We start from the raw sequence: 20966 nt of genomic DNA on the forward strand, positions 1-20966 counted from the left end.
CAGCAGGGGGAAACCGCGATGACGACAGGTCCGCTCGGGCAGCACGTCGCGCCACCGAACGCGGCGTACGCCGGGCAGGTCGTGCACTTCCCGGATCCGGTGCGTTCTGCCCGCTACCCGCGGGGGGTCCGCGTGGACGAGCGTGGGTTCCCGGACTTCTCCGGCTATGCCCGGGCCGCGGCGGAGATCGCCGCGCCGCCCGAGGGTTTCGGCGTCGACGAGCTGCGGTTGACCGACTACGTGTCCGCGAACGCCGCCCTGCATGCGGCGGGCCACGAACTGTGGGGCGACCTGCCGGGCGTCGCGACCCCGCACGGCTGGACCTGGCACCACGTGGGGGGCACCCGGCGGCTGGAACTGGTGCCGGTCGAGGTGAAGGCGCTGCTGCGGCACCACGGGGGGCTGGCCACCGCCGCCGTGGATCACGGCAAGCGCGGCACGCGGCCCCTGCAGGAGCCCCGTCCGGCACACTTCGGACTGCCCAAGGGCGCGGTGTCGGTGACCGAGAAGCAGGTGCTGCGGGCGGAGGAAGCGCTGGGCTGCCGGCTGCCCGGGGCGTACCGCTCGTTCCTGAAGGCGGCGGGCGGCTGCGCGCCCGTGGGGGTGGCGCTGGACGCGGAGTTGGGGCTTCTGATCGACCAGCCGTTCTTCACGGTGCGCGACGAGGCGGCGTTCAACGACCTCGTATACGTCAACAAGTGCCTCCGGGACCATGTCGGCAAGGACTTCCTGGCGGTGGCCTTCGTGCAGGGTGGTGTCCTCGGGGTGAGGATCCGGGGCGAGGAGGCCGGTTCGGTGTGGTTCTGCGCGTACGACGACGCGCGGGACCGCGATGGGCTTGCGGCGCAGGAGCGGTCGGAGCTGCTGCTCCCCTGTGGTGAGGACTTCGATGCGTTTCTGCAGCGGCTCGCGGGAAGTCCGCCGGAGTTGGAGACGGTGGCGGGGCTGATGGTGGACGGGGCGTTCGCGCGTGCCGTCCCGGTGGAGGGGTGAGCGCGGTGGTGACGTTCGCGCAGGCGCAGGACCGGGCGGAGCGCTGGGTCAACGACGGGGTTCCCGCCGGCCGGCATCACGAGGTGCGGGTGCGGGAGTTCGGGCTGGGTTTCGTGGCCTGGGCCGAGCAAGGCGCGGACCGTACGGACGGGCCGGGAGGGGCCGCAGGGCGTCAGCGCCTGGTCATCGCCCGGGACAGCGGTGACGCCACGCTGTGGCCGGGGTTTCCGGTGGACGAGGTGATCCGCCGTTACGAGGAGATGTACGGCGGCGGGGCGGGGCCGGTGGAGCCGGCGGTGCCGGCGCCCCGGCGGGTCGATCTCGAAGCGACGTCGTTCCTGCTGTCGCCGCCGGAGTGGCTTCAGGAGGCAGCCGACCGGATGGGGGTTCCCCGGGCGCCCGACGCGCCGTCCGACGCCCCTGTCTCCTCGGACTCGCCTGCCGGCGCCGCGGGTTCGCAGGAAGGTTCGCAGCACGGGAGGGGCCGGGGGACGCCCGCGGCCGTCCCCCGGCCGGACGGTGGCGCGCCCGCAGCGGGGGACGGCGGTGCGTCGTCCCCCGTGCCCGGCGGCGCTCCGGCGGGCGACGGCACCGCCGGCGGGGCCACCCCGTGGGCGGGTACCGACACGACGGGCAGTGGTGCGGATGCCGACCGCTCGGTGCCGCCCCCGATGACGGTCTTCGACGCTCCCCCCGCCCGGGCAGCGGAGGAGCGGAGCGAGGCCGGTGCGGCGCCGGACGCCCGGACCCGGCTGCTGACGAACAGCGGTGCGCTGCCGCCGACCGCTGTGGCTCCCGCGGCGCCGGAGGAGGGCCGGTCCGCGTCGCGCGTACCGCCGATGCCGACCGCCCCGCCCGGCCCTCGCGCCGCGGCGGAGGCCGCCGACGCCGAGACCGAGCGCGCCGCACGGGGCGGCCCCGGCGTGCCGCCGCCTCCGGGCGTTCCGGGCGTCCCGGGTGAGGGAACACCGGCCGGGGGCGCGGGTGGTTACGTCCCGACTCAGGTCGTCGCTCAGGTGGGGCCGGACGGGCCGGTCGGTTCGGGCGCTCCGGAGGGCTCCCCGGCGGTCGACGCACCCGCGCCGCAGGGCGACGGGGTGCATCACGCCCGGACGATGTTGGCGGGGCCGGGTGGCGCCGGAGCGGCGGCGCCCGGCCCCGGAGCGCCCCCGCCCCCCGGTCCTCCGGGCCCTCCCGGACCGGTCGGGAAGCCGCAGGCGCAGTCGCCCGGGACTCCCGCTCCCGGTGTTCCCTCCGCCGGGCAGCGGCCCGGGGACGGCGGAGTGCACCATGCGGCGACGATGCTCGCCGGCCCGTCCGCGTACCCGGGCGGGCCCGGCCCCGGTGCGGCCCCGCCGGTCCGGCACGGTGCGCCCCAACCGCCCGCCGGGCAGCCCATGGTGGGGCCCGGGTACATGGCGGTGCTGCGTTACCGCGCGGCGGACGGGTCGGAGCAGCAGCTGATCCGGCGTTCCGCGCCCGGCACCCCGCATCCGGAGTGGCAGATCCTGCACGAGCTGCGGGCGATGAACGTCCCGCCGCAGCAGGTGCTGGAACTGCACACGGAGCTGGAGTCCTGTGAACTGCCCGGCGGTTACTGCGGCCGGATGATCCGCGAATCCTGGCCGCAGGTGCGGATCAGCCACACCGCCGGGTACGGCCGGGACCATGCGGCCCGCCGGCAGGGGATCGCCCATCTGATCGAGCACCAGGGCGAGTTGCACCAGGTCGCCGACGCCCCGGCGCGGCCGGCTCCCAACCGGGTTCCGCTGCCGCACCCGAGTCAGGTCCGGCCGGCGCCGCCGGTTCCGGTCGAGGGCATCGCGCACGAGCTGATGCAGGCGTTCGGCCCGCAGGCGGTCTTCCGGTTCGACCAGCGCGCGGTCTCCCGCCAGGGAGTGCCGGATGCGGTGGCGCAGACCCTGGTCCTGGCCGGCCTCCCGGTCGAGATCGGCCCGTTCTTCTGGGCACAGGTCCAGCCGGGCCGGCCGGTGCCGACGCTGGCGGAACTCGCCGCCGAGCACGGGGTGCAGCCCGGCCCGGACGCGGGGTCGTACCTGGTCATGGGCAGCGACTTCGGCCGTCGGCTGTGCGTCCGGTACGGCACGGCCGACATCGTGGCGGTGCCGATGGAGGCGCCGTCGGCGGGCGGCCCGCCGACGGCGCCGCAGTTCGTCAACACCGGTCTGCCGGAGTTCGTGCGCTGCCTCGCGCTGCTCGGCCGGATGTGGCGGCTGCGCTACGGGCTCAACCCGGAGCAGGCCGGCCGCTGGACGGTCGACTTCCAGGCGCAGCTCGCGGTGTTGGACCCGGCGGCGCTCGCGTCTCCGGAGAACTGGTGGGCCGTGCTGCTCGAGCAGATGTGGGACGGGATGCTCTGAGGCGCGTTTCCCCGTCCCGGGGCCGTGTCCGGCCGGTGTGCCGGGCGCGGCCCCGCGGTGTTCCCTGGTCCGCAGGGGGTCGTGCACGGGCGCCGTCCGGCTGCGGTGATGCCGTCACGTGTCCGCAAATGGCGCATTCTTGAGCGGCGATTTGGGCGGTGTGTCGCTTTATGTGTGCTTCGCTGTTATCCGTGAGGTGTCCACCGAAGCGCGCAGAGCGCCGCCTCGGGCTGTTCCCCAGGGATTGAAGGGCTTGAAGGATGCGTGCATCTGTCTCATCCCACGGCTTCACCGTCGCCCGCCGCGGATACCGGGCCGAGCAGGTCGATCGGTTGTTCAGCCGGTTGTCCGCCGCACGGGACGAGGCGTGGGAGCGGGTGGCCCGGTTGACCGTGCTGGCCAAGGAGATGGAGGAGCAGGCGGCCGTCCTGCGCGAGCAGGTCGGGCAACTCCCCCCGCAGACCTACGAGGAGCTGGGAACCCGCGCGCAGGAGGTGCTCGCCCTGGCGGAGGCGGAGGCGTCCGACCTGCGCGACCGGGCCGAGGCGGCGGCCGACGAGGTGCGGCAGGAGGCCGAGGAGAGCGCACGGGCGCTGCGGGAGGCCGCGCGGGCCGTGGCGACGACGGTGCGTTCGGAGGCCGAGCAGGAGGCCCGGGACCACGAGGCCGCGGCGCGCGAGGCGGCCGAGGGACTGCTCGCCGCGGCGCGTCAGGAGACCAAGGCGCAGCGGCAGAAGGCCGCCGCCGCCCTGAAGGAGACCCGAAGGAAGGCCGCGGCAGCCCTCGCCGAGGCGGAGAGGAAGCAGGCGCTGCGCGCCGAGACCGCGGAACGTGAACGCGCCGCGCAGGAGGCGGCGCTGGAGGCGGAACTGGCCGAGCGAGCCGAGGCGGCGGACCGGTTGCTCGCTCAGGCCCAGGAGCGGTCGGCGACGACGCGCGAGGCCGTGGCGACCCGCCGGAAGGAGGCCGAGGCACAGGGAGCCGAGCTGATCGCGCAGGCGAAGAAGCAGGCGGAGCGCATCGACCGGGACATCCGGCGCCGGCTGCGGGAGCACGGGCAGCAGCAGGAGGAGGTCCGTGCGCAGCTCGATCAGGTCCGCTCGGTGCTGGCGTCGCTGGCCGGCGGGGACGTGGGCGCGCTCCCGCACCCGGCTCCGGCTCCCGGCACCGAGGACTGAGGCACGGCGACGGGCCGCGAATCGCCGCCGCGGTGTCCCCGGACGCTCGGACGGGGTGGGCCCGCACCCATGCCAGGACTTCCCGGGCATGGGTGTTCGGCGGGGAACACCGGGTGGAAGACGTGTTCCACCCTGGCGTCCCGGACGATGAGCGTCAGGTGCCGGTACAGGGCCTGCCCGCCGGCCTCGAAGGCGGGACGACGCAGGGCTGCGGCCAGGTCGAGGTTCGTCGTCGGCGGCGGTGCACCGGGTGCCGGCGCCGTCCTTGTCGGGGCACCCCCGGGTATGGCCGACGTCCTGCGGGGAGCGGTGGTTCCCGCCACCCCGCAGGGGCGCGGACCGAGTCCACCAGGTGGATCCTCCGCCCGCGGGCCGAGACCCGTAGGGGGACGTACTGCAGATCTCCTACCTCCGCCTGGTACCGGCGGATGACGAACGGTCCTCGTGCGGTGACTAGCCTGGCGGAGCGGCCGGCCCGCCGGGAGTGACGGGGTTGCCGGCGCAGGCCGCGATGCGACGCCGGACCCGAGATTCCGGCGCGCGACCTCGCATTCGCCCGGCGACAGGAGACACGACGTGAGTACGGCTGTATCGACATCCACGACCGGGGGCAGCGGAGAACGAACGGCCGTGGCCGCCCGGGCGCGCAAGGTCGTCAAGGCCTTCGGCACCGGCGACACCCGGGTCGTCGCCCTCGACGAGGTCGATGTCGACATCGAGCGCGGGCAGTTCACCGCGATCATGGGGCCGTCGGGCTCGGGCAAGTCGACGCTGATGCACTGCCTGGCCGGCCTCGACACGGTCACGTCCGGGCAGATCTGGCTCGACGAGACCGAGATCACCACGCTGAAGGACAAGAAGCTCACGCGGCTGCGCCGGGACCGGGTCGGGTTCATCTTCCAGGCCTTCAACCTGATCCCGACGCTCGACGCGCTCGAGAACATCACGCTGCCGATGGCCATCGCCGGACGCAAGCCCGACCGGGAGTGGCTGGACCGGATCGTGGCCACCGTCGGCCTGGCGGACCGGCTGCACCACCGTCCCGCCCAGTTGTCCGGGGGACAGCAGCAGCGGGTGGCCGTCGCGCGGGCGCTGGCCTCCCGGCCCGAGATCATCTTCGGTGACGAGCCGACCGGGAACCTGGACTCGCGCGCCGGCGCCGAAGTGCTGGGCTTCCTGCGGCAGTCCGTGGACGAGCTGGGCCGGACCATCGTGATGGTCACCCACGACCCGATCGCCGCCTCCTACGCGGACCGGGTGCTGTTCCTGGCGGACGGCCGCATCGTCGACGAGATGGCCGATCCCACGACCGACAAGGTCATCGAGCGCATGCGCACCTTGTCCGTCGAGGACACCTCCCGGACCGAGGCCGCCGGGAGCGAGCAGTGACCATCCTCCGGACCTCGATGCGCAACTTCGTCGCGCACAAGGGGCGAATGATCCTCTCCGCGGTCGCGGTGATGCTGTCGGTCGCCTTCGTGTGCGGCACACTCGTCTTCTCCGACACGATGAGTGCCACCTTCGACCGGCTCTTCCGGACGACGGCCGCGGACGTCAGCGTCGCCGCCAAGGAGCAGCGGGGCGCGCAGCAGAACGGACAGCGGACCGCACAGCAGCAGAACGTCCCGGCCTCGCTCCTGGACACGGTGAAGAACGTCGAGGGCGTGGCGTCCGCCCACGGCACGGTCTCCACCGAGACCGCCACCCTCGTCGACGGCGAGGGCCGCAGCATCGGCCCGACCGGCGGCGCGCCCACCATCGTCGGCGCCTGGGGCCCCTCGGCGCGCAAGCAGTTCGACGTGGTCTCCGGTCACGCACCGCGCGGCCCGGGCGATCTGGTCGTCGACGCCGACACGGCGGACAAGAAGCACCTGGAGACCGGCGACCGGGTCAAGGTGATCGCGGTGCCCGGCACGTTCACGGCCCGGATCAGCGGCATCGCCGAGTTCCGCACCACGAACCCCGGGGCGGCGCTGGCCTTCCTGGACGCCGGCAGCGCGCAGAAACGCCTGCTCGGCAAGGGCGACGTGTACTCCTCGCTCAACGTCACGGTCGCCGACGGCGTCGCCGACAGGACCGTCAAGAAGCGGGTCGTCGCGGCGATCGGCGACGACTATCAGGTGCAGACGAAGGGGGAGAGCGTCGAGTCCGCGGGCGAGCAGATCGGCTCGTTCCTGGACTTCCTCAAGTACGTGATGCTCGGGTTCGCCGGGCTCTCCGTGCTGGTGGGCATCTTCCTCATCGTCAACACGTTCTCGATGCTGGTGGCCCAGCGCACCCGGGAGATCGGGCTGCTGCGGGCGATCGGCGCGGACCGGCGGCAGATGAACCGCTCCGTGCTCATCGAGGCGACCATGCTGGGCGTCGTCGGCTCCGTGCTCGGCGTCGGAGCGGGCATCGGACTGGCCGTCGGGCTGATGGAGTTCATGGGCACGGTCGGGATGAAGCTCGACACCTCGGAGCTCACCGTGAAGGCCACCACCCCGCTGGCCGGGCTGGCGCTGGGCGTCGTCGTGACGGTCGTCGCCGCCTACCTCCCGGCCCGGCGCGCCTCGAAGGTCTCCCCGATGGCCGCGCTGCGTGACGCCGGGATGCCGGCCGACCGGCGGGCCGGCCGGGTACGGGCCCTCGTCGGGCTGCTGCTGGCGGCCGCCGGCGGCGCGGCCCTGGCCGCCACCGTCGCGGCCGGCAAGGTCAGCGAGGGCTGGGGCTACCTGGTGGCGGGCATCGTGCTCACCCTCGTCGGGTGCGTCGTGGTCGGACCGGCGCTGGCGGGCCTGGTCGTGCGGGTGCTCGGGGCGGTCGTGCTGCGGGTGTTCGGACCGGTCGGGCGGATGGCCGAGCGGAACACCCTGCGCAACCCGCGCCGTACCGGCGCCACCGCCGCCGCGCTGATGATCGGCCTCGCGCTGGTCGCCGGCCTGTCGGTCGTCGGCTCCTCGCTGGTCGCCTCGGTCGGGGACGAACTCGACCGGTCCGTCGGCGCCGACTTCGTCGTCCGCAGCGACAAACCGGTGCCGGAGGCGGAGCGGGCGGTGAAGTCCGTCGGCTCGCTGAAGCACGTCACCGACATGAAGATGGTCAACGTCAAGTTGACGGCGCCGGACGGCGGGACCGAAACCACCGCGCTGACCGCCACCGACCCGACGTACACCGAGGACGTGCGGCAGAAGACGCTCTCCGGCAGCCTCGCCGACGCCTACGGCCCGGACGCGATGTCGGTGCGCAAGAGCTACGCGGTGCGGCACGGCATCGAGGTCGGCGACCGGATGACCGTCGAGTTCCTCGGCGGGCGCACCGCGAAGCTGAGGGTCGCCGCCGTCACCGCGGACGACTCGTCGATGGGCACCGGCGCCACCTACGTGGCTCTCGGCACCGTCGAGCGGTACCTGGACGCCGACCGGCTGCCGCCCAACGTCATCACCTTCGCCAAGGCGAAGGACGGCGAGGCGGACGCGGCCTACGCGGCGGTGAAGCGGAAGCTCGAGCAGTACCCGCAGTACATGGTGCGCAACCAGGCCGACTACAAGCAGGAACTGGAGGACCAGATCGGGCAACTGCTCAACATGGTCTACGGACTGCTGGGCCTGGCGATCGTCGTCGCCGTCCTGGGGGTGGTGAACACCCTCGCCCTGTCGGTCGTCGAACGCACCCGCGAGATCGGGCTGTTGCGCGCCATCGGCCTCTCCCGGCGCCAGCTGCGCCGGATGATCCGGCTCGAGGCCGTGGTCATCGCCCTGTTCGGCGCGCTCCTCGGCCTCGGCCTGGGCATGGGGTGGGGCGCCACCGCGCAGGACCTGCTGGCGCTGGAAGGGGTCAGGGTGCTGGAGATCCCCTGGCCGACCCTCGTCTGGGTCTTCTGCGGTTCGGCCTTCGTCGGCCTCGTCGCCGCCCTGGTCCCGGCGTTCCGGGCGGGGCGGATGAACGTCCTCGCCGCCATCGCGACCGAGTAGCGGGATCCGGGGCGGTACGGTTGACGGTCCGGCCCCGGTGCGTTCCTCCAAACGCACCGGGGCCGGACTCGTCGGAGCCCCGCTCTCGGCCGTTCGGCGGATTACGGGTGGTGCGCCCGGGGAACGCTGAAGTCCCAGTCCGCCGAGCACAGTTCGCGTACCCCGTGGTTGCGTGTGCGTGCACCGGGACGGTGGTGTCGAGGGCGATCACCGGTTCCCGTACGACTGGTCGCGCAGGCGTTCCCCAGCCCGCGCCTCGGGCCTCCGGCGGCAGAGACCGTCGCCGTCGACGCCGGCGCCCCTGAGAGTGAAGGCGCCGGTCCTGTCGTGCCGGGGCAGCTCCGACCGCAGGCCCTCCTCGACGAGCGCTCCGAGCGTTGTCCCCTCCCGCTGCGCGGTCCGACGGGCGCCTCGGCGGGCAGCGCGTCGGAGATCTCCACCGTGGTCTTCATGTCCCCACCCGGTCAGACGGTCATCAGCCGCACGTCGTATTGCGGAATCCACTTGTCGCGGGTGACCAGCGTCATCCCCTCGATCTGTGCCTGGGCGACCAGCAACCGGTCGAACGGGTCCTGGTGGTGCATCGGCAGCCGACCGGCCCGCACCCCGTGGCCGGCCGTGATCGCGAGCGCGGTGAACTGGCTGTCCCGGACGCGCTCCGCCAGATCGTCGGGGCCCTCGAGCTTGCCGAGCGACTGCTTGACGGCGATCTCCCACGGCGAAACAGCGCTCACGTGGACCGAGGGTTCCGTGTCGAGAAGGACCTTCACGTCGTCGGCCAGCTCGGGGGAGTCCTCCATCCACCACAGGACGACATGGGTGTCGAGCAGCAGCCTCATCAGCGCATCCCGAACGCTTCGGCGATGTCGCCGGGCAGCTCGTCGAAGTCGTCGTGGATGTGGATGCGGCCCTTGAGAGCGCCGCGTCCCGTCCGCCTCACGGTGGGGCGCAGCGGCACGACCTTGGCGACCGGCTGCCCTGCCTTGCTGATGACGACCTCCTCGCCGGTCGCGACCTGTTCGAGGATGCGGGACAGGTGTGTCTTGGCCTCGTGCACGTTGTACTGCCGGGCTGCTTCCACGACCGCCTCACGATATGGGGTGGACTAATGGGTGGACTAAGTCTACGCCCTGTCTCGGCAGATCGCCTGTGCCTCGGTGGAGGAGGCCACCGCCGGCGCCCTCCCGTGCCGGTCGGTCCGTGCTCGTGACCGGTCCGGGAGCCCGCTGTCACCCGGGCGTCGTAGTCTGGAGACCCCGGTCCGTCCCCGGGCCGCCGCGTAGGGGCTCATGCACCGGCCGGGATTTTCGCGCTGCTCACATCTCCACCCCGGGACGGGAAAGCCCTCATGAGCCTGCACGGTCTGCTCGACGCCGTCGTCCGCGATCCCGCTCTCGCCGAGGCGGTCAAGGCCGCCACCGACGGCAACCGCAGCCACCTCGACCTCGTCGGCCCGCCCGCCGCCCGGCCGCTCGCCGTCGCCGCGCTGGCCCGGGACGCCGGACGCCCGCTGCTGGCGGTCACCGCCACCGGACGCGAGGCCGAGGACCTCGCCGCCGCGCTGCGCTGCCTGCTGCCCCCGGACGGGATCGCCGAGTACCCGTCGTGGGAGACGCTGCCGCACGAGCGGCTCTCCCCCCGCTCGGACACCGTCGGCCGGCGGCTCGCCGTGCTGCGGCGGCTGACCCACCCGTCCCCGGACGACCCGGCGGCCGGACCGGTGCAGGTGGTCGTCGCACCCATCCGCTCCGTCCTCCAGCCCCAGGTCAAGGGACTCGGCGACCTGGTGCCGGTCTCCCTGCGCACCGGGCAGAGCGCCGACCTCGGCGAGGTCGTCGACGCGCTCGCGGCCGCCGCCTACGCGCGCGTCGAACTGGTCGAGAAGCGCGGCGAGTTCGCGGTCCGCGGCGGCATCCTCGATGTCTTCCCGCCGACCGAGGAGCACCCGCTCCGGATCGAGTTCTGGGGCGACGACGTCGAGGAGATCCGCTACTTCAAGGTCGCCGACCAGCGCTCCCTGGAAGTGGCCGAGCACGGCCTGTGGGCCCCGCCCTGCCGCGAGCTGCTGCTCACCGAGGACGTGCGCGAGCGGGCCGCGGAACTTGCGGAGAACCACCCCGAACTCGACGAACTGCTCGGGAAGATCGCCGAGGGCATTGCCGTCGAGGGCATGGAGTCGCTGGCTCCCGTGCTCGTCGACGACATGGAGCTGCTGCTCGACGTCCTGCCGGCCGGAAGCATGACCGTGGTGTGTGACCCTGAGCGGGTCCGCACCCGGGCCGCCGATCTCGTCGCCACCAGTCAGGAGTTCCTGCAGGCTTCCTGGGCGGCCTCGGCCGGAGGAGGAGAGGCGCCGATCGACCTCGGTGCCGCCTCGCTGTGGGGTGTCGCGGACGTCCGGGACCGGGCCCGTGAACTGGGCATGATGTGGTGGTCGGTGAGCCCCTTCGCCGGGGACACCGAACTCGACGACGACACCCTCCGCCTGGGCATGAAGGCCCCGGAGACCTACCGCGGCGACACCGCACGGGCCCTGGCGGACGCCAAGGGCTGGCTCGCCGACGGATGGCGCACGGTCTTCGTGACCGAGGGCCACGGCCCGGCGGCCCGGACCGTGGAGGTGCTGGGCGGGGAGGGCATCCCGGCCCGGCTGGAGGGCGACCTCGGAGAGATCGCACCGTCCGTCGTGCACGTCTCCTGCGGCTCCCTCGACAACGGGTTCGTCGACCCGGCGCTGAAGGTCGCGGTCCTCACCGAGACCGACCTGTCCGGGCAGAAGGCCGCGAGCCGCGACATGGGCCGGATGCCGGCCCGCCGGCGCAGGACCATCGACCCGCTGACCCTCCAGGCGGGCGACTTCATCGTCCACGAACAGCACGGCGTCGGCCGCTACATCGAGATGGTGCAGCGCACGGTCCAGGGCGCGACCCGCGAGTACCTGCTCGTTGAGTACGCCCCCGCCAAGCGCGGCCAGCCGGGGGACCGGCTGTACATCCCCACCGACCAGCTGGAGCAGGTGACGAAGTACGTCGGCGGCGAGGCCCCGACCCTGCACCGGCTGGGCGGTGCCGACTGGACCAAGACCAAGGCGCGCGCCAAGAAGGCGGTCAAGGAGATCGCCGCCGACCTGATCAAGCTGTACTCGGCCCGGATGGCCGCTCCCGGCCACACGTTCGGCGCCGACACCCCGTGGCAGCGCGAACTCGAGGACGCCTTCCCGTACGCGGAGACCCCGGACCAGCTCACCACCATCGCCGAGGTCAAGGAGGACATGGAGAAGTCCGTCCCCATGGACCGGCTGATCTGCGGCGACGTCGGCTACGGCAAGACCGAGATCGCGGTGCGGGCGGCCTTCAAGGCGGTGCAGGACGGCAAGCAGGTCGCCGTCCTGGTGCCGACCACCCTGCTCGTCCAGCAGCACTTCGGGACGTTCTCCGAGCGGTACGGCCAGTTCCCGGTCAACGTACGGGCACTGTCCCGGTTCCAGACCGACACCGAGGCCAAGGCCGTCCTGGAGGGGCTGAAGGACGGTTCGGTCGACGTCGTCATCGGAACGCACCGGCTGTTCTCGTCCGAGACCAAGTTCAAGGACCTGGGTCTGGTCATCGTCGACGAGGAGCAGCGCTTCGGCGTCGAGCACAAGGAGCAGCTGAAGAAGCTGCGCGCCAACGTCGACGTGCTCACCATGTCCGCGACGCCCATCCCCCGGACGCTGGAGATGGCGGTGACCGGCATCCGCGAGATGTCGACGATCACCACCCCGCCGGAGGAGCGCCACCCGGTGCTGACCTTCGTCGGCCCGTACGAGGAGCGGCAGATCGGAGCGGCGATCCGGCGCGAACTGCTGCGCGAGGGCCAGGTCTTCTACATCCACAACCGGGTGGAGTCCATCGACCGGGCCGCGGCGAAACTTCGTGAGATCGTCCCCGAGGCACGGATCGCGACCGCGCACGGTCAGATGTCGGAGACCGCCCTGGAGCAGGTCGTCGTCGACTTCTGGGAGAAGAAGCACGACGTGCTGGTGTCCACGACGATCGTCGAGTCCGGCATCGACATCTCCAACGCCAACACGCTCATCGTCGAACGCGGCGACAACTTCGGCCTCTCGCAGCTGCACCAGCTGCGCGGACGCGTGGGCCGGGGCCGGGAGCGCGGCTACGCCTACTTCCTGTACCCGCCGGAGCGGCCGCTGACGGAGACCGCGCACGAGCGGCTGGCGACGGTCGCCCAGCACACCGAGATGGGCGCCGGCATGTACGTGGCCATGAAGGACCTGGAGATCCGCGGCGCGGGCAACCTGCTCGGCGGCGAGCAGTCCGGGCACATCGCGGGTGTGGGCTTCGACCTGTACATGCGGATGGTCGGCGAGGCCGTCTCGGACTACCGGGCCTCGCTCGAGGGCGGGGTCGAGGAGGAGCCGCCGCTCGAGGTGAAGATCGAGCTTCCGGTCGACGCCCACGTGCCGCACGACTACGCGCCGGGGGAGCGGCTGCGCCTGCAGGCCTACCGGTCGATCGCGTCGGCGAACAGCGAGGAGGACATCGCCGCCGTCCGCGAGGAACTCACCGACCGCTACGGCAAGCTGCCGGAGCCCGTCGAGAACCTGCTGTTGGTGGCGGGCTTGCGGATGCTGGCCCGGGCCTGCGGCGTCAGCGACATCACCCTCCAGGGCTCCAACGTCCGCTTCGGGCCTGTGGAGTTGCGCGAGTCGCAGGAGCTGCGGCTGAAGCGGCTGCACCCGCGCGCGATGATCAAGCCGGCCACGCAGCAGATCCTGGTGCCGCGGCCTTCCACCGCCCGGATCGGCGGCAAGCCGCTGGTCGGCCGGGAACTGCTGGCCTGGACCGGCGAGTTCCTGACCACGATCGTCGGCTGATCCGCGCACGCGGTGCGGGGGCGGCGTCTGCCGGGCCGGCGGGGCACCTTCGCGTCGGCGGTCCGGGGGAGTCGCCCCGGCCCGGGCTCAAGCGATGCGGATCTGCTGGTCGTCGACCTCGAGGACGAGGGTGAGTTCCGCGCCGGGGCGCGACCGTCCTCCCCGGCGCGGACCACTCGGGGCACGCGGTCTGTCGGCGGAACCGGAGCAGCCATAGGGTGCGGTCCGTGACGAAACTCGGCGATCGAATAGTGCGGGCCCTGGCCTGCTCCCTCGTCCTCCCCGGTGTGCTCGGTCTGGCCGCGTGCGATCCGAGTGCGGTCGGCGGCCCGCAGGACGAGGCCCCGACCGGACCGTCCGCGTCGTCCGACGGCCACGGAACCAGCCCGCTGGACAACCCCGACGGGACGAAGCCGGGACTCGCGCCGCTCACCTCCGAGGCGGACAGGAAGGCAGCGCTCGACCTCATCGGCAAGGTCGCCACCAAGGGGCGCGGCCCGAAGACCGGTTACGACCGGGACGAGTTCGGCTACGCGTGGCTGGACACCGCCGACGTGCCGCTCTCGCGCAACGGCTGCGACACCCGCAACGACGTGCTGAAGCGCGACGGCCGCGACGTGACGTTTCGCTCCGGGTCCGACTGCGTGGTGGTCGGGATGGCACTCGACGACCCCTACACCGGCACCACGATCGACTTCCGCAAGGAGGAGGCGATGGCCGTGCAGATCGACCACGTCATGCCGCTCTCCTACGACTGGCAGATGGGCGCGGCCCGGTGGAACGAGGGCAAGCGCCGGCAGATCGCCAACGACCCGCTCAACCTGCTGCCGGTCGAGGGACGGGCCAACTCCGCGAAGAGCGACTCGGGTCCGGCTTCCTGGCTGCCTCCGAACAAGCGGATTCGATGCTCGTACGCGGTCCGTTTCGCCCAGGTGGCGTTGAAGTACGACCTCCCCGTCACCGCCCCCGACAAGCGGACTATGCAGCAGCAGTGCGGGAGTTGACCTCTTGCAGAGGCCCCGAGAGAGGACCGGCGGTGGCACACGGTGGGGCCAATGCCGGCGCCACGGTCACGTCCGCAGGCAGGACAATGGGGTGAGGATCGTGACCAGCCGGTCCGCGAGTGAGGTGAGCCGGTGCAGCTCCGGACCGCTGCGCGCGCGGCGGAATCCGTTGCGGCGCCCCCGGAATGCGGCCTGGACGGCATGGAACTGGGCCCAGCGTCGGACACGTTCGCGGTCGGATTCCGCCGCTTCGGTGTACACGTCCAGCAGCCGGTGCACACCCCGCGGCAGGTTGTCCGCATCGAGGAAGGTCAGCGCCCGCGCCTTGAGCAGCGTGCCGGCGTCGTAGGCGGGGTCCCCCGCGCGCCCCTTGGGGTCGACGGCCAGCCACGGCTCCCGGTCCGTGCGCAGGATGTTGCGCGGGTGCAGGTCCCCGTGGACCAGCGTGTCCGGCTGGACGCGGCCCAGCTCCTGTACGGTCGCCACGGCGAAACCCACCGCGTACCGCGGAAGTGAGTGGTTCAGTTCCCCGTCGTCGCGGCGAAGTCGGCACTCCCATGCGTTCGCCTGCTCGTGGAGGCGAGGCAGACCGGGGGGTGCGGGGACCGCCAGGCGACGGCTGATCCGTCCCGCGACCGTCGCGACCTCGTCGTTGTCCTCGATCTCCGCCAGGGTCGACGTCCGGGCCCGCTCGAGGAGCATCGCGAACCGCTCGTCGTCGCGTGCGTACAGCAGGACCGCACCGCGCCCGCCCCACGCCGCGAACGCGTCCGGCTCATGGACGTTGCCGGGGTGCGGAGACGACACCTTCAGCACGGCCGTGCCCCCGGATCGGCGCACCGGGACGATCAGCCCGACGCCGCCGTGCAGAACTTCGCCGTCCGGCAGGCATCCCCAGCGCCCCAGCGCGTCGTCGACCATGCCGGGCAACCCGTCGAGCCATGCCGCTCCACGAACCCCCTCGCGTTCGACGGTGCTTCGCGCGAACTCCTCCGGGACCACGATCATCCGGGCACCCTACGGGCCCGCTCGACGCCGCCACCAGGGAGCGGCGCCAGGTCGGCCACCGGTGCACATCCCTGCCTTCGGCAGGATCGACAACGACCTCCCCGTCATCGCCCCAGACAAGGGGATGACGCTCAAGCAGTGCGGACGGTGACAGGCGTAGCGGCAAGGTGGTGCCGGCCGGACGGTTCTCGACTCCGTGAAGGGGCTACGCCGCATCGGGGGCTGGGCGGCGAAGCCGCCCGAGGCAGCCCGCCGCACCGAGTGCGGCGAGCAGCGCCACCAACGTGCACACTCCCCGCCAACCGGCCCGGCCGTAGATCTGCACCCCGAGCCAGGAGCCGGCGCTGCCACCCAGATAGGCACAGGTCATGTAGGCGGTGTTGAGCCTGTTGCGGGCGTCGGCCCGGAGGGCGTAGATCCGGGCCTTGTTGGCAACCATGCCCGACTGCATCGCGACGTCGAGGAGCAGCGTGCCCGTGACCAGAGCGGTCAGTCCCGGAGTGCCGCCCCGGGCTCCTGCGGCGAGGACCGCTGCTGACACGAGAACCGCGAGCATGCAGACGAGATTGACCGGGTCCGGTCCGCGGCGGTCCGCGATGCGGCCGGCGAGCGGAGTGCACAGCATGGTCGCGCCGCCCACCAGGGCGAGCAGTCCAACGGCCTGGGCGCCCATGCCGTAGACCGGACCGGTGAGGAGGAGCGCCGAGCAGGTCCAGACGGCCGAGAACGCGGCGAACACCGTTGCCTGGTAGAAGCAGGAACGCCGCAGATCCGGCTCGGTGCGCAACAGGCGCAGTGGTTCGGTCAGGAGCTCGCGGAACGGTTGACGTGAGGGCGCGGTTGTGGCGGGCACCGTGCGGGCCAGAACGCCGACCAGCAGCAGAACCAGGGCCGCCGCCACCACATAAGGGGCTCGCCATCCCAGCCGTTCGCCGAGCGCCCCGCCGAACGCGCGGGCCAGCAGCATGCCGCCGATCGACCCGCTCAGCAGGGTGCCGATCACCGCTCCGCGGCGATCGGCCGCCACCAGCCCGGCCGCCAGCGGGCCGACGATCTGAGCAGCCACCGTGGTGAACCCGGTGAAGGCGCCGGCGGCAACGAGGAGCGGCAGGGTGGGGGCGCAGCCCGCGGCGAGAAGGCCCAGGCCGGTCAGAGCGAGCAGAGTGACGAGGAGAGAGCGGGGCGGAATCCGGTCACCGAGCGGTACGAGCAGGAACATTCCAGCCGTGTAGCCGATGTTGGTGGCTGTCACGACCAGGGAGGCGGCATCGGGCGACGTGTGCAGCCCTTCGGCGACCAGGGGAATGAGCGCCTGCGGGAAGTAGAGGTTGCCCACGGCCACCGCGCAGGTGAGCGCCAGCACCAGCGTCATACGACGGCTCATCACCACCGCGGCGCCTGTGTCGCCGACGCCACTTGCCGCCCGCTGAATGTGATGTGCAGGTGTCATGGACGGAAGTTCACGGCATCGACCGCGCATCTCCCATCAATGTAGCCTGTGGCTTAATGATCAGCTTTGTGCTCGGTGTCGAGGACCTGGCGGACACGCGCTTCGCTCTGTCGCCGATGCACGAGACCTTGCTCAGCCTGCGGGTTCTGCAGGACCCGGGGCTTTCCGCGATTCACCTCCCGTGGCGTCGCTCCACGCTCGGCGTGATCGGCACGCTCGACAGCCGGCTCCTGATGTCCCTGGTGGCGCGCAGGCGCACCATCCCCGACTTCCTGACCCCGCAACCGCCAGGCTTCGCGCCGACTTTCGAGGAGCAGCTGGCCGTTGTCCGCCAGGCGTCCCCTGCACGGGTTCGCCAGGACCTGCTGACCGCGCATGCGCCGGACCCGCTTCCCGGAGCCCTGCTCGAAGCCACCGCTGCCGACGACTCATGCGTGGTCCGGCTGCGCGATGCCATTTGCGATCTTCTGCGGCAGTACTGGGAGGTGGCCATCGATCCGGTGTGGCGGCAGATGCGGCTGCTGCTCGAAGCCGACATGACCTACCGCGCACGGCAACTGGCGGTCGGAGGAGCCCGTCTGCTGTTCGCGGACATGCACCCGAACCTGCGCTGGCACAACGGTGTACTGCACATCGACAAGATGATCAGCAGGCACAGCGTTGCCGCGTCCGGCCGCGGCCTGCTGCTTCTGCCCTCCGTGTTCGCGCACAAGCCGGCACCCCCGGTCGGTCCGGAGACACCGCCCAGGCTCGTCTATCCGAGCCGCGGTGTGGCCACGTTGTGGGCCACGCCGGCGACGGCCGATGTGGCAGCCCTCGCGTCACTGCTCGGCGCGCCCAGGGCGCGGCTCCTCACCCTGCTCGAAGAGCCGCTCGCCACGGTGGAGATCGCCCGACGCCTCCGCGTGACTCCGAGCGCCGTCTCGCAGCACCTGCGCGTGCTCCGTGCGACGGGGATGGTCACCCGGGCACGCGATGGGCGGCAGGTCCTGTATTGGCGCAGCCGGCTCGGCGATCGACTCGTCGACTCGAACCAGCCCCACGACCGCATGCCGTCGTGAACCCGCCGCCGTCGGCACTGTTGCGCCCGTTCGGTACGCGGAGGCCCGGCCTCCACGACATGGCGGTCATGACGCACGTGTGGGAGGCGGGCCCCGCCGCTGTCGGACCGGTCTGGAACGCTGTGCGCCATGGGTGAGTTGGTGGAACGGGTCGACGAACAGGACCGGGTGCTCGGCGTCGTCGAGCGGAGCGAAGCCATCCGGAACCGCTGGCTGCACCGCATCGCGACGACCGTCTGCCGTCGCGAGGACGGACGGATCCTGGTGCACCGGCGGCCGGACACCGTGTCCCGCTTCCCCGGCCGGTACAACTGGCTCATCGGCGGAGCGGTGGACGTCGGGGAGTCCTACGAGAGTGCTGCGGCGCGGGAGCTCGCCGAGGAACTGGGAGTCGGCGCATTGCCGCGGTTCGTCCTCAAATACCTGTGCGGCGGGGCCATCAGTCCCTACTGGCTGGGACTCCACGAAGTACTGATCACCGAGGAGATCGTGGTCGACCCGTCGGAGATCGCCTGGCACGCGTGGCTGACCCCTCAGGAGTTCCTGGACGCGATCGAGCGCTGGAGTTTCGTGGCGGACGGCCTCGAAGCGCTGGGCCACTACCGCCGGCACCCCGGTGTGGCCGTCCCCGAAGCGGGCAGCCTGCCGGTGCGTCGCCCCTGAAGCCGTGGTGGTTCAGGACGTCAGCGCCACTCCACGGGTCCGTAGAGTGCGGCGCGGGCGCCGGTGGCCAGGGCCCAGTAGCGGTCCCCGTAGGACCAATGCCACCACTCAGTCGGGTAGTTGACCAGGCCGGCAGCCGTCAGGGCGGCTCCCAGGGTCTCCCGGTTGGCCCGTGCTGCCGCACTGATTCCCGCCGCGTCCGTGTAGCAGGCCCCGTCGCTCTCCTCCGGAGAGGCGTTCATGCGGGTGCCGAGGTCGAGTTCCCGCCCCTGCCCATCGGCGAGGGTCAGGTCGACGGCCGCGCCGGCGCTGTGCGGGGCGATGTGGGGCGGGGAGACGTAGCGGCTCGCGGCGGCGCAGACCTCGGAGTCCGTCCACCCGGGGTTGGCGTCGCGCAGCTGTGCGGCGTACTCCCCGAAGTAGTGCCGCTGGAGGGAGAGCGGCCGGTAGCCCTCGACGAACAGCAGTCGGATTCCCTCAGGCAGCTTCTCCTGGGCGAGAAGCAGACGCTCGAGGACACCCGCCCGGAGACCGGCGAATGCCCCGTCGGTTTCCTCCTTGCGCGGGTCGACCAGGAGCGAACCGTCGGAGCGCACGTCCACTGGGGGTTCGCCGCATTCCCGGACCGGGACGGCCGCCACTCTCGGATCCGACATCAGCACAATTTCTTCCACCCGGCGATCATGCCCCGGCCGTCACCGCTCGCGGGCCGGATCCCCGAACTCCGGCCGAAGACTCAACTGGCTTCCCAGGTCACGGAATCCGAGGGACCGAGCGACCCTCCGGGACGTCTCGGGCCGTGCCCGCCACTGCGGCAGCAGGCCGTCGGCACGCGCATGCGCAACGGCGGCAGAGGCAACCCTGCGCGCCAGCCCGCGCCCGCGCAGCCGCTGATCCGTCAGCACGCTGAGGTGCGCGGTCGCGCCCGGCCAGGTGCGGTACCCCGCTGCCGCGACTACCACCGAGCCGTCGCGGACGACGAATACCGGGGACGTGACGTCCTCGATCCCGCTCTCGTTCGAGCCCTCTTCGCCCACGGACCGCGTCAGCTCTCCCAGGCCGGGATGCCTCGGATCCAGCGCATCGACGCGCTCCCCCGGTGACGGCCGGAAGTCGCCATCGGCGAGGTAGGCGAGGGCAGCCGGGCCCAGAACCTCGGCGACGGGCAGAACGCGGCGGAGGGCATCGGCATCCGTGCGCGTACCGGGCGGCACCGTGGACAGCGCACGGCGCAGCATCCGCGCGCTCCGGCGGTCGGGCGCCGTGACGATCGCCGAGCCGCCCAACTCGACCACGCCGGCCCAGGACGGCGGGCACAGACGGGAACCGGGTGAGGTCACCACCGACAGACCTCCGCGGGACGGGAACGACACCGGCTGCGCCGCCAGGAGTTCCCACAGGCCACGCGCCCGGGCCAGGAGCGGATCGACGTCCATGACCGGATCGTGCCATCGGCGGCCCCACCCCGCAGCGGTTTCGGGCACTACCGGACGCCGATGGCCGGGCCCAGGAGGATCGGGATACGCCGCCCGGCACCGGCGTCTGCGGGGCGCGTGGCCGTCACCGCAGGTCTCACCGCGGGCGCATCCGACCACCGGACCGGCTCGTTCACGAACCAGTGATGTCGAAGCAGTGGTTACCGCCCCCTCCACTGCCTAATATCGATCAACGCAAGGTCGGTGCACCGCCGCATCACCCGTTGCCTCCGGGAGGCTTGATGATCCGCCGTAGGACTGCGATCGGCGTGAGCGCCGTCGCGCTGCTCGCCACGACCCCGCTGCTCACGGCGTGCGGTTCCGACGCACACCCCGGGGCCGCCGCCGTCGTGGAGGGCGACCGGATCACGGTTTCGCAGCTCCAGGCCCAGGTCCGCGACGTGCGCGACGCCCAGGAGGCGTCCCCGCAGTCCGCCGAACTCATCGCCGGCACGGCCCAGCTCGGCCGGGCCACCCTCAATTCCATGATCTTCGACCGGGTGCTGGCGAAGGCCGCCGACGACGCCGGGATCACCGTCTCCCGCCGTGACGTCCAGCAGGCGCGGGCCGAGGCCGAACGCGCCGCCGGTGGGGCCGTGAAGCTGCGCCGGATGTGGCTCCAGCAGTACGCCATCGCGCCCGCACGGATCGACAACACCCTGCGCACGCAGGTGGTGATGGACCGGCTGTCCCGGAAGATCGGCGCAGACAGCTCCACCCCCGAGGGTCAGGCGAAGATCGTCAAGGCACTCGGCGACGCCTCGTCGTCGATGAACATCGACGTCAACCCCCGCTACGGAAAGTGGGACGCCAAGCAGGTCCGGCTCGGCGGCACCCAGGAGCCGTGGCTGCGTCCCGCCGAGCCGCAGGGCGGGGGCGGCGCCGGCATCGGCACCGGCTGACGGCCGCCCGGCGGCGCACCGG

At 72.3% G+C, this 20966-nt stretch carries 16 protein-coding genes; 10 read left to right on the forward strand and 6 right to left on the reverse strand.

Going from position 1 to position 20966, the window contains the following annotated elements:
* Positions 1 to 18: 18 nt before the first annotated feature.
* The 5 genes from M1E25_RS17610 to M1E25_RS17630 all read left to right on the forward strand — a co-directional run bounded on the left by M1E25_RS17610 (position 19) and on the right by M1E25_RS17630 (position 8505).
* A complete protein-coding gene (locus tag M1E25_RS17610) occupies positions 19 to 993 on the forward strand; it encodes an SMI1/KNR4 family protein (protein ID WP_251416605.1) in 975 nt (324 codons plus the stop codon).
* A complete protein-coding gene (locus tag M1E25_RS17615) occupies positions 990 to 3374 on the forward strand; it encodes an SUKH-4 family immunity protein (protein WP_251416607.1) in 2385 nt (794 codons plus the stop codon). Before M1E25_RS17610 ends, M1E25_RS17615 begins: the two co-directional genes overlap by 4 nt.
* A 260-nt stretch (positions 3375 to 3634) precedes the next feature.
* Positions 3635 to 4552 carry a coiled-coil domain-containing protein gene (locus M1E25_RS17620; protein ID WP_251416609.1) on the forward strand — a complete coding sequence of 306 codons (918 nt, stop codon included), beginning with the start codon at positions 3635 to 3637 and terminating at the stop codon, positions 4550 to 4552.
* 576 nt (positions 4553 to 5128) lie between these two features.
* A complete protein-coding gene (locus M1E25_RS17625) occupies positions 5129 to 5941 on the forward strand; it encodes an ABC transporter ATP-binding protein (protein WP_251416611.1) in 813 nt (270 codons plus the stop codon).
* A complete protein-coding gene (locus M1E25_RS17630) occupies positions 5938 to 8505 on the forward strand; it encodes an ABC transporter permease (RefSeq protein WP_251416613.1) in 2568 nt (855 codons plus the stop codon). The genes M1E25_RS17625 and M1E25_RS17630 overlap by 4 nt, the downstream gene beginning before the upstream one ends.
* Positions 8506 to 8969: 464 nt before the next feature.
* Here M1E25_RS17630 and M1E25_RS17635 read toward each other — a convergent pair whose 3' ends face one another.
* Entirely contained in the window at positions 8970 to 9344 is a 375-nt protein-coding gene (locus tag M1E25_RS17635) for a type II toxin-antitoxin system VapC family toxin (protein WP_251416615.1), read from the reverse strand.
* Positions 9344 to 9586, reverse strand: coding sequence for a type II toxin-antitoxin system Phd/YefM family antitoxin (locus M1E25_RS17640; RefSeq protein WP_251416617.1), 243 nt, complete (start codon positions 9584 to 9586; stop codon positions 9344 to 9346). The genes M1E25_RS17635 and M1E25_RS17640 overlap by 1 nt, the downstream gene beginning before the upstream one ends.
* Positions 9587 to 9853: 267 nt before the next feature.
* On the opposite strand from M1E25_RS17640, the gene mfd reads away from it, so the two are divergent.
* Both mfd and M1E25_RS17650 read left to right on the forward strand, forming a co-directional pair.
* Entirely contained in the window at positions 9854 to 13381 is a 3528-nt protein-coding gene (mfd, locus tag M1E25_RS17645; RefSeq protein ID WP_251416619.1) for a transcription-repair coupling factor, read from the forward strand.
* A gap of 227 nt (positions 13382 to 13608) precedes the next feature.
* Positions 13609 to 14385 carry an HNH endonuclease family protein gene (locus M1E25_RS17650; RefSeq protein WP_251416622.1) on the forward strand — a complete coding sequence of 259 codons (777 nt, stop codon included), beginning with the start codon at positions 13609 to 13611 and terminating at the stop codon, positions 14383 to 14385.
* Positions 14386 to 14451: 66 nt separating this feature from the next.
* On the opposite strand, the gene M1E25_RS17655 is transcribed toward M1E25_RS17650, so the two are convergent.
* Both M1E25_RS17655 and M1E25_RS17660 read right to left on the reverse strand, forming a co-directional pair.
* Positions 14452 to 15393 carry an aminoglycoside phosphotransferase family protein gene (locus M1E25_RS17655; protein WP_251416624.1) on the reverse strand — a complete coding sequence of 314 codons (942 nt, stop codon included), beginning with the start codon at positions 15391 to 15393 and terminating at the stop codon, positions 14452 to 14454.
* Between the two features lie 205 nt (positions 15394 to 15598).
* A complete protein-coding gene (locus M1E25_RS17660; protein ID WP_372500998.1) occupies positions 15599 to 16843 on the reverse strand; it encodes an MFS transporter in 1245 nt (414 codons plus the stop codon).
* 56 nt (positions 16844 to 16899) lie between these two features.
* On the opposite strand from M1E25_RS17660, the gene M1E25_RS17665 reads away from it, so the two are divergent.
* Positions 16900 to 17904, forward strand: coding sequence for an ArsR/SmtB family transcription factor (locus tag M1E25_RS17665; protein ID WP_251416809.1), 1005 nt, complete (start codon positions 16900 to 16902; stop codon positions 17902 to 17904).
* Between the two features lie 129 nt (positions 17905 to 18033).
* Positions 18034 to 18567, forward strand: a complete 534-nt coding sequence (locus M1E25_RS17670; RefSeq protein ID WP_251416626.1) for an NUDIX hydrolase — start codon at positions 18034 to 18036, stop codon at positions 18565 to 18567.
* 20 nt (positions 18568 to 18587) lie between these two features.
* On the opposite strand, the gene M1E25_RS17675 is transcribed toward M1E25_RS17670, so the two are convergent.
* Positions 18588 to 19241, reverse strand: coding sequence for a M15 family metallopeptidase (locus tag M1E25_RS17675; RefSeq protein WP_251416627.1), 654 nt, complete (start codon positions 19239 to 19241; stop codon positions 18588 to 18590).
* 21 nt (positions 19242 to 19262) lie between these two features.
* On the reverse strand, positions 19263 to 20003 hold the full coding sequence (locus M1E25_RS17680) for a GNAT family N-acetyltransferase (protein WP_251416629.1): 741 nt from the start codon (positions 20001 to 20003) through the stop codon (positions 19263 to 19265).
* Positions 20004 to 20284: 281 nt separating this feature from the next.
* On the opposite strand from M1E25_RS17680, the gene M1E25_RS17685 reads away from it, so the two are divergent.
* On the forward strand, positions 20285 to 20944 hold the full coding sequence (locus tag M1E25_RS17685; protein WP_251416631.1) for a SurA N-terminal domain-containing protein: 660 nt from the start codon (positions 20285 to 20287) through the stop codon (positions 20942 to 20944).
* Positions 20945 to 20966: the final 22 nt, after the last annotated feature.

This window comes from Streptomyces meridianus (genome assembly GCF_023703325.1).
Lineage (GTDB): Bacteria > Actinomycetota > Actinomycetes > Streptomycetales > Streptomycetaceae > Streptomyces > Streptomyces meridianus.